The sequence below is a fragment of the Citrobacter sp. ANG330 genome, assembly GCF_047467925.1.
Lineage (GTDB): Bacteria > Pseudomonadota > Gammaproteobacteria > Enterobacterales > Enterobacteriaceae > Citrobacter_A > Citrobacter_A amalonaticus_G.
Window position 1 is genome coordinate 11,904 of sequence record NZ_JASJUI010000004.1, and the last position, 15,838, is coordinate 27,741.

The following is a 15,838-nucleotide window of genomic DNA, read 5'->3' on the forward strand; positions in this document are numbered from 1 at the left end:
CGTCTGGTCTGTTACCTCCGGTTCCACAAAAATAATGTCCATCAATTTAGTGGACACTATCGTATGGAATACCGGACCTGGATCACTGAAGCTTTACGCCTTCATTTCGAAGAACATTTACCACGGGTTGTGGCAGGACGTCGCCTGGGCGTACCAAAATCAACTGTTTGTGGTATGTTCGTGCGCTTCCGCAACGCTGGCCTTTCATGGCCTCTGCCCGCAGGTATGTCGGAGCAGGAACTTGATGCCCGTCTTTACGGAAGTGCCTCCACAGTACCTGTCGTACTTACTGAAAGCACCGTTATGCCCAAAGTCCCGGTGGTAAAAAAACGTCCCCGGCGGCCTAATTTTCCTTATGAGTTTAAAATCGCCTTAGTGGAGCAGTCACTGCAGCCCGGAGCCTGTGTGGCGCAGATCGCCCGTGAAAACGGAATCAACGATAACCTGCTCTTCAACTGGCGCCATCAATACCGGAAAGGTGGCCTGCTGCCTTCCGGAAAAAATAGGCCGGCACTGCTTCCCGTGACGTTAACGCCGGAGCCGGATAATAAAATCCCGGCCCCCGCACCGGAACCAGAGCAGATAAATACACCGTCCGACAGTCTGTGCTGTGAGCTGGTTCTGCCGGCCGGAACCCTCAGGCTTAAAGGTAAACTGACGCCGGCGTTATTACAGACACTTATCCGCGAAATGAAAGGGAGCCGCCACTGATGATATCTCTCCCTGCCGGTTCGCGTATCTGGCTGGTTGCCGGTATCACCGATATGCGAAATGGCTTTAACGGCCTGGCCTCAAAAGTTCAGAACGTCCTGAAGGATGACCCGTTCTCCGGGCATCTGTTCATCTTCCGTGGACGCCGGGGTGACCAGATAAAAGTGTTGTGGGCTGACAGCGACGGACTGTGCCTCTTCACCAAACGCCTGGAACGGGGCCGCTTCGTCTGGCCGGTCACCCGCGATGGCAAGGTTCACCTTACTCCGGCTCAGTTGTCCATGCTTCTTGAGGGCATCAACTGGAAGCACCCGAAACGAACGGAACGCGCTGGAATCCGTATATAACCCGTTGTAAAGTGAGGGGATGGATACCTCACTTGCTCATGAGAATGCCCGCCTGCGGGCACTGTTGCAGACGCAACAGGACACCATCCGCCAGATGGCGAAATACAACCGCCTGCTCTCACAGAGGGTGGCGGCTTATGCTTCCGAAATCAACCGGCTGAAGGCGCTGGTTGCGAAACTGCAGCGCATGCAGTTCGGTAAAAGCTCAGAAAAACTTCGCGCAAAAACCGAACGGCAGATACAGGAAGCACAGGAGCGAATCAGCGCACTTCAGGAAGAAATGGCTGAAACGCTGGGTGAGCAATATGACCCGGCACTGCCATCCGCTCTGCGCCAGTCTTCGGCCCGTAAACCGCTACCGGCCTCACTTCCCCGTGAAACCCGGGTCATCCGGCCGGAAGAGGAATGCTGCCCGGCCTGTGGTGGTGACCTCAGGCCTCTGGGGTGTGATGTGGCAGAGCAACTGGAGCTTATCAGCAGCGCCTTTAAGGTTATCGAAACACAACGCCCTAAACTGGCCTGTTGCCGGTGCGACCATATCGTACAGGCACCGGTGCCTTCAAAACCCATTGCACGCAGTTATGCCGGAGCGGGGCTTCTGGCCCATGTTGTCACCGGAAAATATGCAGACCATCTGCCGTTATACCGCCAGTCAGAAATATACCGTCGTCAGGGTGTGGAACTGAGCCGCGCCACACTGGGGCGCTGGACCGGTGCCGTTGCTGAACTGCTGGAGCCGCTGTATGACGTCCTGCGCCGGTATGTGCTGATGCCCGGTAAAGTCCATGCTGATGATATCCCCGTCCCGGTCCAGGAGCCGGGCAGCGGTAAAACCCGGACGGCCAGGCTGTGGGTCTACGTCCGTGATGACCGTAACGCCGGTTCACAGATGCCCCCGGCGGTCTGGTTCGCGTACTCACCGGACCGGAAAGGCATCCATCCACAGACTCATCTGGCCGGTTACCGCGGTGTGCTTCAGGCCGATGCTTACGGTGGTTACCGGGCGTTGTATGAATCCGGCAGAGTAACGGAAGCCGCGTGTATGGCCCATGCCCGGAGAAAAATCCACGATGTGCATGCAAGAGCGCCAACTGACATCACCACGGAAGCCCTGCAGCGTATCGGTGAACTGTATGCCATCGAGGCGGAGGTCCGGGGATGTTCAGCAGAACAGCGTCTGGCGGCAAGAAAAGCCAGAGCTGCGCCACTGATGCAGTCACTGTATGACTGGATACAGACCCAGATGAAAACACTGTCGCGTCACTCGGATACGGCAAAGGCGTTCGCATACCTGCTGAAACAGTGGGACAGCCTGAACGTGTACTGCAGTAATGGCTGGGTTGAAATCGACAACAACATCGCAGAGAACGCCTTACGGGGAGTGGCCGTAGGCCGGAAAAACTGGTTGTTCGCGGGTTCCGACAGCGGTGGCGAACATGCGGCGGTGTTGTACACACTGATCGGCACATGCCGTCTGAACAATGTGGAACCAGAAAAATGGCTGAGTTACGTCATTGAACATATCCAGGACTGGCCGGCAAACCGGGTACGCGATCTGTTGCCCTGGAAAGTTGATCTGAGCTCTCAGTAAATATCAATACGGTTCTGACGAGCCGCTTACCCGTAATAAGCTCCCGGCTTATAATTCTGAGGCGTTCCCGCTACCCAACTTTAAGCGGCTTGAGGAGAAAACGGTTCGTTTTGATAATTTCTATGTCGGTTCGATGCCTTGCATGCCCGCCAGACGAGATTTGCATACCGGACGCCTTAACTTTTTGCATCGTAGCTGGGGACCCCTGGAGCCTTTTGACGACTCCATCTTTGAGATAATGAAAAAGCACGGCATCTATTCCCATTTAATTACTGACCATCAGCATTATTGGGAAGACGGTGGCGCAACTTATCACAATCGCTATAGCAGCTATGAGTTTATGCGCGGGCAGGAGGGCGATCTGTGGAAAGCGAAGGTCGGTTTCAATGGGGCCTGCGGGCTGGATTCATGGAAAAATGCTGAACCGCTGCGGCGAAATATGATTGAACACGACCAGATCAATCGTAGCTATATCCGGGAAGAGAAAGATTATCCTCAGGCGCGTTGCTATCAGGCCGGGCTGGAATTTTTGGCGGAGAATTATCAGCAGGATAATTGGCTTCTGCAGATTGAAAGTTTTGATCCGCATGAACCATTTTATGTCCCGGACCGTTTTAAACGTATGGTCGATCCAGATCTGGTGAATAGCAGCGATGACTGGCCGGAATACAGTTCGACGGAAAGAATCAACAACGCACAGAAAATGACGAGCGGTGAAAAACATTATCAGGCGTTAATGCTGATGTGTGACGAGTATCTTGGCCGGGTGCTGGATTTCTTTGACGCGCATAATCTGTGGCAGGACACGATGCTTATTGTGAATACCGACCATGGTTTTATGTTTGGTGAGAAGGAGTGGTCTGGTAAAAGCGTGATGCCAGTGTATAACGAAATTGCTCATGTTCCGTTCTTTATGTGGGATCCCCGAAGCGGTCATGCCGGGAGTTCGAGAGGCCAGCTTGCCCAAATGCATGATGTGGCGGTGACGTTACTGGATGCATTTGGTATCGAAAAAACAGCCAATATGACGGGGAACGCGCTGTCCTCGATACTCGCCGAACAAGAGCCGATTAAGTCAGAAGCGATATTTGGCTATTTTGGGGCGCATGTGTCGGTAACGGATGGTCGCTATGTCTACATGCGCGGCAGCCGGACGCCGGAAAATACGCCGTTATACGAGTACACCCTCATGCCCATGAGAATGCGCAGGATGTTCAATGCCGCTGAACTGCGCAATGCCACTCTGCATCCCGGTTTTTCTTTTACCCACGACATTCCGGTGCTGAAAGTACCCGGTTCTGCTGGTTTTTACAGTTCTTATGCGCACGGTAATCTGCTCTTTGACCTGGAAAACGATCCGAACCAGGAGCGCCCATTATACGATCCTGAGCTTGAAGCGGAGTTTATCCGCAAACTCTCGCAGGCAATGAGCGACGCGGAGGCTCCGGAGGATGAATGGCTGCGTCTGGGGATCCCGGCCAGGACAGAAGAAATTGATGCCGCGTTTGTTCGACGGGAACACGATCAGCGCAGGCAGGTGATGGGGCAATATTTAGGCCCTCTTGCGAGCCTCGATATGCACCCGGATACCCGGACGTTGCTTCTGGAGATTGCGGCTTGTTCCGGCGGGGCGAAGTTCCTGCAGGATCTGGCAAACGTGTGTGGTCAGGGCCGCGTTACCCGTCAGGCAGTAAAAGCGCTTTATGACAGCGGCGATTATGAACCGGGTCTTTATGGTTTGTTCAATAAACCTTACTGATTCAACCGCTGTTCACTTAACCGGGAGCCAGGAGAAAAATCTGGCTCCCGTCCGTCTTTGTTGCAAAAAATAAAGCAGGAATGATGAGTCCCGAAAAGCAGGAAAAGGGAGTGGATTATCGGTTCACTCTGGCTAATGAACGCACTTTTTTGGCCTGGATAAGAACGGCGCTGGCCTTTATGGCTGGGGGAATCGGCATCGATCAGTTAGCGGTGGACCTGGCTCCTGCGGCATACCGGGTTTTTCTGGTTATCGCCATGAGCCTGACCGCGGCGGGGCTGGCCTGGTATGGCTATCAGCGCTGGGCAGCCAATGAAAATGCCATCGGCGCCAATCTAGCCCTCTCTCATCCGCGTCCGCTACTTTGGCTGAGCTCAGGGTTGACCGTCTGTATTTTATTGACGCTTTTAATCATGGTGACAAAATGAAAGTTATCGCGCATGAGCGCGATCCCGGTTTACAGCCAGAAAGAACCCAGCTCTCCTGGCAGCGCACTGCACTTTCAACCTTTGCTCTGACCGTTGTTGTTTTGCGTACGGGATTGTCGAGTCGTAATGCGCTGATGATGGCGGTAAGCGTGCTGTCGGCAATAATGGCGCTGCTGGTGGTTATTCTTTCGTATCGATACCGCTACAACGTACAAAATCTGGATTTCCGGCCCTTAGCATTCAGGAAAAAAGCCGTCTCTTTGACACTGACATTCAGTGCGCTGACTCTGGTGATGCACCATTTCATTTAGCGGCTTTCAACCTTAATTTATAACTGTATAACCAACCGACGATTGTAAACTTTGATTTTGGTGAGGCGCGATGTATCTGCATAAACTGATATTCCAGTTCAAGATGCTGGTGGATAAAAAAACCTTTACCTCGGCGGCAGAGAGTTTGTTCATCTCCCAACCCACCTTAACTCAAAATATGCAGAGGCTGGAGGCTGAACTGGAAGTCCCGCTATTGTTCAGAGAGGGGAAAAAGATTTCGCTGACGGTCTATGGCGAAAGTCTCTATCAGCACGCCTGTTTGCTGGACAGGAACTATCAGCAGGCATTATTAAGTATTGATGCCATCAAACACAGCCATCGGCAGCAGTTGGTTATTGAGTGCGGTCATGCCTGGAGCCATGGCGTTCTTTTTCATCTGATGAAAGATTATGTGAAGCAATACCCAAAAATTCGCATGGTAATAAAGAACAGTAATACGGCAATGGGGCAGCAGCGTTTACTGAAAGGCGAGTGCGATCTGGCGCTTGGCGCTATTCCGCCACCCGAAAAAAGGATCGCGGCTATCCACTATGTACCGATCTTCACGACAAGATTTGTCCTTTTTTGCTCGGACGAGCATCCTCTCGCTGGCGTGCAAAACGTGACTGAAAAGCAACTGGATAAATGTGAATGGATAATCCTGAAGCATGAATCGGAAAATGAAGAATTCAATGATCCTTTGCTGTGTCCTATTTCACCGGAGAAAGTCCGTTTTGACGTCTCTTCTGTCTCGAACGCGATTACGCTGGCAAAGCAAACGCAATGTATTTTGGCCCTGCCCGTGCATCTTGAAGCCGAAGCTCGTCATCGTGGCCTGGTTCGACTCAACACGGTTAATGCCATTCCCTCATTTTATACCGGCATCATGTACATAGACGATGTGCTTAAGTACGAGCATAAAAAAATGTTTATCGACACCATTATTTCCGCTAAAAAAACGGTCGATGATCATGACGTCATTTAGTCATCGTATTGCAAAAGGTGCCCGTTGTGATAACGGGCACAGGATGTTGTATCAGGCATATAACGGCATTTTGTACGCACGGAAAGAGTAAAGGTCTACGCGTCGGATATCACTTTCACCAGCAGGTGGTGTTTTATAGACGCCAGAGGTGAATTGAACTTCAAATAAAGGCAGTCGGGTATTTAAATCAACTTCCTGAATAATCACCCGGCCCTGATAAGTCCCATAGAGTTCCTCTTGCGGATCCTGCGCATCTGAAATACCCGGCTCAAGCGTTACAGGTAAACCAGACGGATAAGCGCTATTTTGCTGGAAAATACTCCCGCCAAAGTTTGCTAACAGGCGGGGGGCCGCATCGCTATCAAGGAAATTATAGAAATGCGCCGTAGAAACATAAGGGCTGTAACCTGTGGCAGCCAGTTCAGTTTCACCATATTCCAGAATCTGCCTGACCTCCCGGGTCTCAAGATTAACCTGATAGTGCGTACAACGAGAGGCATTTTCAGAGGCAACTACGCCCGTATCCAGCGTCCGGGTTCTGAAATTCCCATTATTAAAGACTGAAAAATCAACGTACTGTGAGTCGGGCGTCTGTTGTGCAATTGACTGCACGTTGTGTTGGCCCCATGTCCAGAAATTGCTGTCTGCCGCCATTTTTTGCGTGGCGTCGCTGAGATCATACGGAAGGTTGGTCTCTGGGTTAATGGGAGTTAGCAGTAAATCAGACCAATCCGTTGTTGGAATCCCCGTTTCTGTAGCTTGCCAGTCATCCTGGTTAGCCGAAATAAACCTTAGAGCGCCGGAAGCGCGATCAATCCCAATAATTGCCCCCTGATGGCGACAGGAGGCAATAATTAAACCGTTGCCTGCATCAAAATCAACCTGGTTAACATGCGCCCAGTCATAGGTATAGGGAACAGATAAATCCATAGGAACGGGAGTTCGCCAGAAGTTAAGGATAATTCGCAGGTCGTAATACGCTTTTTCATAACCCGTTGCCAGGTCCAGAATGGCGATGCAGTCTTCGCATGAAGGCCCTTGATTAGCACCGTCGGGATTGGGGCCCTCGCTGCTATTACGCGTGCTGATGTAATCTGAAGCAATAAGCAAGGCGTTCTCGCCCGGGAGTTCCATAAGTGAATGGTGTGCTCTGTCGCGGATAAAATAGAGACTTTGCACGCGGCCAGTCATATCGAAACGCCAAAGTTCTCTTTGTCCTTTAGGCTCATTAGCACCAAAATCAGCGGGCGTGTAGTAATAGTCCAGGAATGTATCTGAACCAATAAAAGAGCCATCAGATAAGCGCACATTGTTATATATGGGCAGGCACTGTTCAGGCGAATTAACGGGATCTCCTGCAGTAACATACCAACGGACATTCCCTTGTCGATCAAAGGCGATAAATGCTCGCTGTGGTGCAATTACCGCGAAATAGAGATCGTCGCCGACTTCTTCTGATGTCGCTGTTTTCGTAACGTGAATCTCAGGGAACCCTGTAACGCCACCGCTTTCGCTATCGGTCAAAGGTAACGGTGCAAGGGTAACGGTAGTTTGAAACTCATTAACACTATCTGTGACAATAATGCGGCATTCCGTTGTGAGCTGTCGTCTGGAAAGAAAACCAAGCACAGGTAATGTAATGGCTTGATTGACAGACAGATTGGAATAAGTATGGGTTATTGCCGGAGCTGATGGCACGCTTGTTGAAAATACCGTGACTGTGACATCGGGACTTGTGTTCCAGAAACCTAATGTTCCGCTAAGCGGTGAACGACCAAATAAATCCTGTTGATATTTTTCGCGGCCACTGCCCAGAGTATCTGCCGCGGTTATTGTTGCAGTAAATGCACTTGCGATTGCATTGTCACGGACCACAGGCGGGGTATTGGTTTGTATTCCTGGATTATACGTACCATCACCAGGATCTCGTTGTCCGATATGAGTGGGTATAGCCATATTAACCATCCTTTTATAATATAGGTTTATACAATGTATTTTTATGTATTGCTGTAAAACGCTATATGAGTAAATTCTTTTTAAAGAGAGAATATTTGATAATTAGTGCTAAATGTAATTTTAAACAAGAGCGCTGCTTTATTTTGTGCCTGCTATTAAGCATCTATACTTACGTAAAAGAGAAGGAAGAAAGCGGGAACAAGAGTTGCGTACTGGATTTAAGCGTGTTTAATTTTTTTTTGCCCGCCAAAACTAAAGACGGTAATTTTTATCTATATTTCTGAATAATTGAACTTTATATATTTAAAGCGTCAATAAATAAATCTTCATTGCAGCGTCTTAACCACATGCTGCATTTTATTTCGTTATTACCGTCTGGACGCTATCTGGGGCTCCGCATCCTGCTAAGGAAGCGGTTGTGTTGGAATGTCAAGCGATTAGCGCGAGTAAAAGACGGAGTCAGAATACGTGGCGGGGAGAGATTTACGGGCGAAATTATTTTGCGCAGGGTTATGGCGCGAAACACTCCCGCTACCGACGCTTTCCGTAGCGGAGAAGGTGAGGGGATCAACACAGAATAAACGGGTCGGTATCCTGCCAGGCTGGAAAGGTTTCCCGGTACGCTTTCAGCGCACTTAGCGACAGTTCGGCATCAATGCGGGTAGCCTGATGGGCTTCCGCTGTCGCGATGATTTCGCCTTGCGGGCTGATAACCCGACTGTCGCCACGATAGTGATGCCCATTGCCATCGGTGCCGACGCGATTACACCCCGCCACCCAGGCCTGATTTTCAATCGCGCGCGCCGCCAGCAGTGTCTGCCAGTGCTGAGAACGAGGCGCCGGCCAGTTGGCGACATAGAGCGCCAGATCATAATCATTCAAATTGCGTGACCAGACCGGAAAACGCAGGTCATAACAGACCTGCGGCAGAATGCGCCACCCACGCCATTCCACGATTACGCGGCGGTTGCCTGGCTGGTAATGATGATGTTCGTCAGCCATTCGAAACAGGTGGCGTTTATCATAAAAGTGCACGTTACCTTCTGGCTCGACCAGTAAAAAACGGTTCACCGCGCCACGTTCTGTCAGAAGCGCGGCGCTACCGGCAATCAGGGCGTTCGTCCGCTGCGCCTGTTTTTTCATCCATGAAATGACCTCCTCCTGAGAGGGGGCTTCTATGGCAGCCTCCATCGCAAACCCCGTGGTAAACATTTCGGGTAAGACGATAAGATCGCGCCCGGTGATAAGTTCCAGTAAAAGGTCAAAGTGACGCAAATTGGCCGGGCCATCCAGCCAGACCAGCGGTTGTTGCAGTAGTGTAATTTTCAAACCAGGCACAATCGGAACTCCACGTTGAACAGCATTCACTCAACTGTAGCACGTGCTTTCACCTGTCGTTGGCAATAAAAAGCCTCGCCGAAACGAGGCTTCAGGCTGCTGACAAAGAAGGAAAAAACGTGGTTTTTCCTTCTTTGTGGCTATAAGCCGAAAATCAATCAATTGATGTTCCTTGTTTTTAATTAGGTGATCTCTACTTATCCTGTGTTGTGGTGAGGTTTGTCATCACTCTCAAGCCTCGCCGAAGCGAGGCTTGAAGGAGAGATATCATTGCTTACGCGGCTTCGACTTTACGCACTTTCTCTGGCAGCTTTACCGGCTTCGTCGCCAGCTCCTCGGGTTCAAAATCGTCCACATTGATGCTGCGCAGACGGCTTTCTTCCGCTTTGACCAGAATCGCCGCTTCGTCTTTATCAATGAGACCTTTCGCCAGCGCGTTTTGCGCCAGTTCATCCAGACGGGTGAACGGCAGGTTTTTGCCAATCTCTTTGCAAATACGCTGATGAATAGGGTCGGCGGCCATCACATCCAGCAGCGCTTCTTCCAGTAATCCCACCGGGTTATGCTCACTCGGCGTCAGATACTGTCCACGGCCGATACGGTCGCGGGTGGCGCTCGGTACCTGCAATATCTTCGCGACTTTATGATCCAGCTTGTCGGAAGGGGCCAGGTAGTGACGACCGGTCGGGAAGATCACCACGTTTAGCAGGCCAGCGACCAGACGGTTCGGGAAGTTCTGCAGCAGATCGTCGATTGCCTGCTCCGCTTTATACAGCGCATCTTGCACACCCCAATGAACCAGCGGCAGGTCCGCTTCATGACGGCCTTCGTCGTCGTAACGTTTCAGAACCGCAGAGGCCAGATACAGCTGGCTCAACACATCACCCAGACGAGCAGAAATGCGCTCGCGGCGTTTGAGACTTCCACCCAGCACAGCCATCGACACGTCAGAGAGTAGCGCCAGGTTCGCACTCAGGCGGTTAAGATGCTGATAATAACGCTTCGTCGCATCGCGGGTGGGGGTCTGGCTGGTTAAGCCACGCGTCAGACCCAGCCAGAAGCTCCGCACCTTGTTGCTGCCGACATGACCGATATGTTTAAACAGCAGTTTGTCGAACGCATTCACATCGTTATTCTGTGCGGCTGCCATCTCTTCGAGGACATACGGGTGGCAGCGAATCGCCCCCTGACCGAAGATCATCATGCTACGAGTCAGAATGTTAGCGCCTTCCACGGTGATGGCGATCGGTGCGCCCTGATAGGCACGCGCCAGAAAGTTTCCTTCGCCGAGCATAATGCCCTTGCCACCGGTAATATCCATCGCGTCGATAATCGACTGCTGACCGCGGTGCGTACAGTGGTATTTAACAATGGCCGACAGCACTGCCGGTTTCTCACCCAACATAATGCCGTAGGTGATAAGGGATGCTGCGGCATCCATCACGTAGGCGTTACCGGCAATGCGCGCCAGCGGCTCTTCGATCCCTTCCATTTTACCGATAGAGATTTTGAACTGACGACGAATGTGGGCATAAGCGCCGGTGGCCATCGCAACAGATTTCACGCCGCCGGTTGAGTTAGACGGCAACGTAATCCCGCGACCCACCGACAGACATTCCACCAGCATACGCCAGCCCTGACCGGCCATTTTCGGGCCGCCGATGATGTAATCGATAGGAACAAACACATCCTGACCGCGTGTCGGGCCATTCTGAAACGGGACGTTGAGCGGGAAGTGACGACGACCAATTTCCACGCCCGGCGTAGAGGTTGGGATTAACGCGCAGGTGATCCCCAGTTCTTCTTCACCACCCAGCAGTTTATCCGGGTCAGAGAGTTTAAACGCCAGACCCAGCACGGTCGCGATAGGCGCGAGGGTAATGTAGCGCTTGTTCCAGGTCAGACGCATCCCCAGCACCTGCTGACCCTGCCATTCACCCATACAGACGATACCGGTATCCGGGATGGCGCCCGCATCGGAACCCGCTTCCGGGCTGGTCAGTGCAAAGCAAGGGATCTCCTGACCGCGTGCGAGGCGAGGCAGGTAATGATCTTTCTGCTCTTGCGTGCCGTAATGTTGCAACAGTTCGCCCGGGCCTAAGGAGTTCGGTACGCCCACGGTGATCGCCAGAATGCCGGAGACGCCGGACAGTTTCTGCAGAACACGGGATTGTGCGTAGGCTGAAAATTCCAGCCCGCCGTACTCTTTTTTAATGATCATCGCGAAGAAGCGATGTTCTTTCAGGAACGCCCACAGTTCCGGCGGCAGATCGGCCAGCTCATGAGTGATCTGGAAGTCGTTCGCCATACGGCACGCTTCTTCTACCGGACCGTCGATAAATGCCTGCTCTTCCGCCGTCAGATGCGGCTGCGGGTAGTTATGCAGTTTTTTCCAGTCCGGGTTGCCCTGGAACAGATCGCCTTCCCACCAGGTGGTACCGGCATCAATCGCTTCTTTCTCCGTACGCGACATCGGCGGCATCACTTTACGGAAGCCACGGAACACCGGCGCGGAGATCATCGATTTACGCATCGGCGTCACATTGAACGGTACGAGGAGAATAGCCAGCGGAACCAGCAGCCAGATATTCCAGAGTCCGGCCACGCCAAGCGCGGCCGTCCATGCGAGCAGAATCAGGCTGCTGAGGAACAGGCTCACGCGGTGATAAAACAGCGCGCCGAGCAGAACGATCGTAGCGAGAATACTCAAAATCATCATAACAAAAAGCTCCCTTGCTTGTAGGAGGTCTGACCACTTGTGATGATATGGTTGTAGTGGATGTGAATTCTTTTAGCAATGTGTTTACAAAATAATTACAACAAAGCTCACATTGTTGCCGTTTTCAGCGGCACGAAAAATCAAAAAGGCGGCGGCATTGACGAGGCTTATACTTCTCGCTGCCAGCGCTATCCGGTACACTGCATCCTGTCATTTACATTCATGCTGAAGGATATCCTCATGTACCAGGATCTTATTCGTAACGAACTGAACGAAGCGGCGGAAACGCTGGCGAATTTTTTAAAAGATGATGCCAATATTCATGCCGTTCAGCGCGCGGCGGTCCTGCTGGCAGACAGTTTTAAAGCAGGAGGTAAGGTGCTTTCCTGCGGTAACGGCGGTTCCCATTGTGACGCTATGCACTTTGCCGAAGAACTGACGGGGCGCTATCGCGAAAACCGTCCGGGCTATCCGGCCATTGCGATTTCCGATGTCAGTCATCTCTCTTGCGTCAGCAATGACTTCGGCTACGACTATGTTTTTTCGCGCTACGTTGAAGCAGTTGGCCGCGAAGGTGACGTGCTGTTAGGCATTTCCACCTCCGGCAATTCGGGTAACGTGATCAAAGCTATCGCTGCTGCGCGTGAGAAGGGGATGAAGGTCATCACCCTGACCGGTAAAGACGGCGGCAAAATGGCCGGTACGGCGGACATCGAAATCCGCGTTCCGCATTTCGGTTATGCTGATCGTATTCAGGAAATCCATATTAAAGTGATTCATATCCTGATTCAGCTGATCGAAAAAGAGATGATAAAGTAAGTCTTCGCCGGGGGTTTTTCGCCCCCGCAGTTGTGGAGGTGATGTATGTGCGAATTGCTCGGGATGAGCGCCAATGTGCCTACCGATATCTGCTTTAGTTTCACCGGGCTAGTGCAGCGTGGTGGAGGAACCGGGCCGCACAAAGACGGCTGGGGCATCACCTTCTATGAAGGCAAAGGTTGCCGCACGTTCAAAGATCCGCAACCCAGCTTTAATTCCCCTATTGCCAGACTGGTTCAGGATTACCCGATCAAATCCTGTTCCGTGATTGCCCATATTCGCCAGGCTAACCGGGGCGAAGTGGCGCTGGAAAACACCCATCCCTTTACGCGTGAACTGTGGGGACGCCACTGGACCTATGCGCACAACGGCCAGCTTTCAGGGTATAAGTCGCTGGAAACCGGCAATTTCCGCCCGGTCGGTGAAACCGACAGCGAAAAGGCGTTTTGCTGGTTGTTGCATAAACTCACCCAGCGCTACCCGCGCACGCCTGGCAACATGACGGCGGTATTCAGATACATCGCAACGCTGGCGGGCGTACTGCGTGAGAAAGGTGTGTTCAACATGCTGTTGTCTGACGGGCGTTACGTGATGGCATTCTGCTCGACGAATCTGTTCTGGATCACGCGCCGTGCGCCGTTTGGGGTCGCCACGTTGCTCGATCAGGATGTGGAGATCGATTTTCAGAAAGAGACCACACCGAACGATGTGGTCACCGTCATTGCGACGCAGCCGCTGACAGGCAATGAAACCTGGCAAAAGATTATGCCAGGCGAGTGGGCGTTATTTTGCCTCGGGGAGCGTGTAGTTTGACGCCAGCTGTGGCTGAACCACTTCATGACTCAACGGTTTGCTAACGACATAGCGGCCATCGACAACGGAAACGGTCGGTGGCTTGCGGGTCTGCTCGAAGTAATCGTATCCCGGTTTTAACTGCGACCAGAACTCTTTGTAATACGAATACTTGTGGCGTTGCATATTGGCGTCGGTCATACGGAAGGGATAAATGCTGACCTGAACGTTTGGCTGTCCGAACACCAGCGCACCGGTGACAAACTGGAAAATCTCATCAATACCGCTGTCGGTCATGGCGTAACAGCCAACGGACACACAGGCACCGTGAATCATCAGGTATTTACCTTCATAGCCGTGGGCGCGGTCATAGGCGTTCGGGAAGCCAATATTAATGGCTTTATAGAAGCGGCTATCGGGTTTGAGCTGGCTACGCTGGACGTTGTAGAAACCTTCCGGGCTTTTAAAATCGCCCTGGCGCTGTTTCGGTCCTAAGCCGCCGGAGTAATTACAAATCTTGTAGCTGTCGAGAAGTTGATACTGTTCGCCCATCTTGACATAGAGATCAAGCGTGCGCTCTTCTTTGAAGATCTGAATATAGACAGGGGATCCCATTAATTGCTGCTTATACTCTTTGCTGATCGGTGTTGTAGAGCTATTGCTACTCAGCAAGCCGGCGAATGACACGCACGGAATCAAAAGCATCGCAATAAACAATGCGATTTTACGCATACTGCTTGTTCCTTGATAAAACGATTACCCACGCCAGAACGGCAAAAACTGCACCCAAAATCGGACGAATCTGGATTTAGAGCGCTCACATTAACACCACGACATTTTTTCGCAAGTCCCTCGTGGTGCGTTTACAATTTATACTAAAACGAGCCCGGATATTTCTTTGTCGCAACCCGTCGCGATTTACTTTAACGCGTTCTCATCGGCTTCCTATTGCAGAATAACACTGTATACTTAAACAGTATTTCGGGAGGTGGGTGATGCGTAAAATCATACATGTTGATATGGACTGTTTTTTCGCCGCGGTTGAGATGCGTGACAACCCGGCGCTACGCGACATCCCTATAGCCATTGGCGGCAGCCGTGAGCGCAGAGGCGTCATCAGCACCGCCAACTATCCTGCCCGTAAATTTGGCGTGCGTAGCGCGATGCCGACCGGTATGGCGCTGAAACTGTGTCCGCATCTCACCTTACTACCGGGCCGTTATGAGGCCTACAAAGAGGCCTCCCGCCAAATTCAGTCTATCTTCGCCCGCTATACCTCATTGATTGAGCCGCTGTCGCTGGACGAGGCGTATCTGGATGTCACGGACAGTCGCCATTGTCATGGTTCAGCCACGCTTATCGCTCAGGAGATCCGTCAGACGATATTCAACGAGCTGCAACTTACCGCCTCGGCGGGCGTGGCGCCGGTGAAGTTTCTGGCCAAAATCGCCTCCGATCTGAATAAACCCAACGGACAATATGTCATCACCCCGGAGAATGTGCCAGCGTTCCTCAGTACGTTACCGCTGGGGAAAATTCCCGGTGTCGGCAAAGTGTCTGCGGCGAAGCTCGAAAGTCTGGGGCTGCGCACCTGCGGCGATGTGCAGCAGTTCGATCTGGCGACCTTACTGAAACGCTTTGGCAAATTTGGCCGGGTGCTCTGGGAGCGTTGTCAGGGGATCGACGAGCGGGACGTCAATAATGAACGCTTACGTAAGTCGGTCGGCGTTGAACGTACGATGGCAGAAGATATTCATCACTGGTCCGACTGTGAGGCGATCATTGAACAGTTATATCCTGAACTTGAACGGCGGCTGGCAAAAGTTAAACCTGATTTATGTATTGCTCGCCAGGGCGTAAAGCTCAAGTTCAATGACTTTCAGCAAACCACCCAGGAACACGTCTGGCCGAAGCTGAATAAAGAAGACCTGATTTCGACTGCGCGTAAAACCTGGAATGAGCGGCGGGCAGGGCGGGGCGTAAGACTGGTGGGGCTGCACGTTACGCTGCTCGATCCGCAACTGGAACGGCAGCTTCTGTTGGGGCTATAAATAACAAACTGCCGGATGGCGTTTCACTTAT

General features: G+C 51.9%; 13 protein-coding genes and 1 pseudogene. 10 read left to right on the forward strand and 4 right to left on the reverse strand.

Annotated elements, in window-relative coordinates:
• Positions 1-63: 63 nt before the first annotated feature.
• The 7 genes and pseudogenes from tnpA (at position 64) to QNN88_RS10945 (ending at position 6,132) form a co-directional block, all read left to right on the forward strand.
• The gene (gene tnpA, locus QNN88_RS10915; protein WP_414240251.1) at positions 64-711 is read left to right on the forward strand and encodes an IS66-like element accessory protein TnpA; all 648 of its coding nucleotides are present in this window, start codon (positions 64-66) and stop codon (positions 709-711) included.
• Positions 711-1,058: an IS66 family insertion sequence element accessory protein TnpB gene (gene tnpB / locus QNN88_RS10920; protein WP_000624622.1), complete on the forward strand. Its 348-nt coding sequence runs from the start codon at positions 711-713 to the stop codon at positions 1,056-1,058. Before tnpA ends, tnpB begins: the two co-directional genes overlap by 1 nt.
• Positions 1,059-1,077: 19 nt before the next feature.
• Complete coding sequence (gene tnpC / locus QNN88_RS10925; RefSeq protein WP_414240252.1) at positions 1,078-2,649, forward strand: IS66 family transposase; 1,572 nt, start codon at positions 1,078-1,080, stop codon at positions 2,647-2,649.
• Positions 2,650-2,710: 61 nt separating this feature from the next.
• Positions 2,711-4,408 (forward strand): annotated as a pseudogene (locus QNN88_RS10930) (sulfatase-like hydrolase/transferase); the annotation flags it as partial.
• A 110-nt stretch (positions 4,409-4,518) separates the two neighbouring features.
• Positions 4,519-4,836 carry a YidH family protein gene (locus tag QNN88_RS10935; protein ID WP_414240253.1) on the forward strand — a complete coding sequence of 106 codons (318 nt, stop codon included), beginning with the start codon at positions 4,519-4,521 and terminating at the stop codon, positions 4,834-4,836.
• On the forward strand, positions 4,833-5,147 hold the full coding sequence (locus tag QNN88_RS10940) for a DUF202 domain-containing protein (RefSeq protein WP_414240254.1): 315 nt from the start codon (positions 4,833-4,835) through the stop codon (positions 5,145-5,147). Before QNN88_RS10935 ends, QNN88_RS10940 begins: the two co-directional genes overlap by 4 nt.
• Before the next feature lie 109 nt (positions 5,148-5,256).
• Positions 5,257-6,132, forward strand: a complete 876-nt coding sequence (locus tag QNN88_RS10945; protein ID WP_414240255.1) for a LysR substrate-binding domain-containing protein — start codon at positions 5,257-5,259, stop codon at positions 6,130-6,132.
• Between the two features lie 51 nt (positions 6,133-6,183).
• On the opposite strand, the gene QNN88_RS10950 is transcribed toward QNN88_RS10945, so the two are convergent.
• The 3 genes from QNN88_RS10950 to fadE form a co-directional block, all read right to left on the reverse strand.
• Positions 6,184-8,088, reverse strand: a complete 1,905-nt coding sequence (locus QNN88_RS10950; RefSeq protein WP_414240256.1) for an aryl-sulfate sulfotransferase — start codon at positions 8,086-8,088, stop codon at positions 6,184-6,186.
• A gap of 567 nt (positions 8,089-8,655) precedes the next feature.
• On the reverse strand, positions 8,656-9,426 hold the full coding sequence (locus QNN88_RS10955; RefSeq protein ID WP_414240257.1) for an amidohydrolase: 771 nt from the start codon (positions 9,424-9,426) through the stop codon (positions 8,656-8,658).
• A 274-nt stretch (positions 9,427-9,700) separates the two neighbouring features.
• Positions 9,701-12,145, reverse strand: a complete 2,445-nt coding sequence (gene fadE / locus QNN88_RS10960) for an acyl-CoA dehydrogenase FadE (protein ID WP_414240258.1) — start codon at positions 12,143-12,145, stop codon at positions 9,701-9,703.
• A 240-nt stretch (positions 12,146-12,385) separates the two neighbouring features.
• Between fadE and lpcA the strand changes: the two genes are divergently transcribed.
• On the forward strand, positions 12,386-12,964 hold the full coding sequence (lpcA, locus tag QNN88_RS10965; protein WP_414240259.1) for a D-sedoheptulose 7-phosphate isomerase: 579 nt from the start codon (positions 12,386-12,388) through the stop codon (positions 12,962-12,964).
• Between the two features lie 45 nt (positions 12,965-13,009).
• The gene (locus QNN88_RS10970; RefSeq protein ID WP_414240260.1) at positions 13,010-13,777 is read left to right on the forward strand and encodes a class II glutamine amidotransferase; all 768 of its coding nucleotides are present in this window, start codon (positions 13,010-13,012) and stop codon (positions 13,775-13,777) included.
• On the opposite strand, the gene dpaA is transcribed toward QNN88_RS10970, so the two are convergent.
• Positions 13,748-14,488: a peptidoglycan meso-diaminopimelic acid protein amidase gene (gene dpaA, locus QNN88_RS10975; protein ID WP_414240261.1), complete on the reverse strand. Its 741-nt coding sequence runs from the start codon at positions 14,486-14,488 to the stop codon at positions 13,748-13,750. The genes QNN88_RS10970 and dpaA overlap by 30 nt on opposite strands.
• A 263-nt stretch (positions 14,489-14,751) precedes the next feature.
• On the opposite strand from dpaA, the gene dinB reads away from it, so the two are divergent.
• On the forward strand, positions 14,752-15,807 hold the full coding sequence (gene dinB, locus QNN88_RS10980; RefSeq protein ID WP_414240262.1) for a DNA polymerase IV: 1,056 nt from the start codon (positions 14,752-14,754) through the stop codon (positions 15,805-15,807).
• The last annotated feature ends 31 nt before the right edge of the window (positions 15,808-15,838 follow it).

Bases quoted from the DNA above. Each gene is read 5' to 3' on its own strand.
- QNN88_RS10970 (WP_414240260.1), top strand. From the start codon at position 13,010: ATGTGCGAATTGCTCGGGATGAGCGCCAATGTGCCTACCGATATCTGC.
- dinB (WP_414240262.1), top strand. From the start codon at position 14,752: ATGCGTAAAATCATACATGTTGATATGGACTGTTTTTTCGCCGCGGTT.
- tnpB (WP_000624622.1), top strand. From the start codon at position 711: ATGATATCTCTCCCTGCCGGTTCGCGTATCTGGCTGGTTGCCGGTATC.
- QNN88_RS10940 (WP_414240254.1), top strand. From the start codon at position 4,833: ATGAAAGTTATCGCGCATGAGCGCGATCCCGGTTTACAGCCAGAAAGA.
- tnpC (WP_414240252.1), top strand. From the start codon at position 1,078: ATGGATACCTCACTTGCTCATGAGAATGCCCGCCTGCGGGCACTGTTG.
- QNN88_RS10950 (WP_414240256.1), bottom strand. From the start codon at position 8,088: ATGGCTATACCCACTCATATCGGACAACGAGATCCTGGTGATGGTACG.
- dpaA (WP_414240261.1), bottom strand. From the start codon at position 14,488: ATGCGTAAAATCGCATTGTTTATTGCGATGCTTTTGATTCCGTGCGTG.
- fadE (WP_414240258.1), bottom strand. From the start codon at position 12,145: ATGATGATTTTGAGTATTCTCGCTACGATCGTTCTGCTCGGCGCGCTG.
- tnpA (WP_414240251.1), top strand. From the start codon at position 64: ATGGAATACCGGACCTGGATCACTGAAGCTTTACGCCTTCATTTCGAA.
- lpcA (WP_414240259.1), top strand. From the start codon at position 12,386: ATGTACCAGGATCTTATTCGTAACGAACTGAACGAAGCGGCGGAAACG.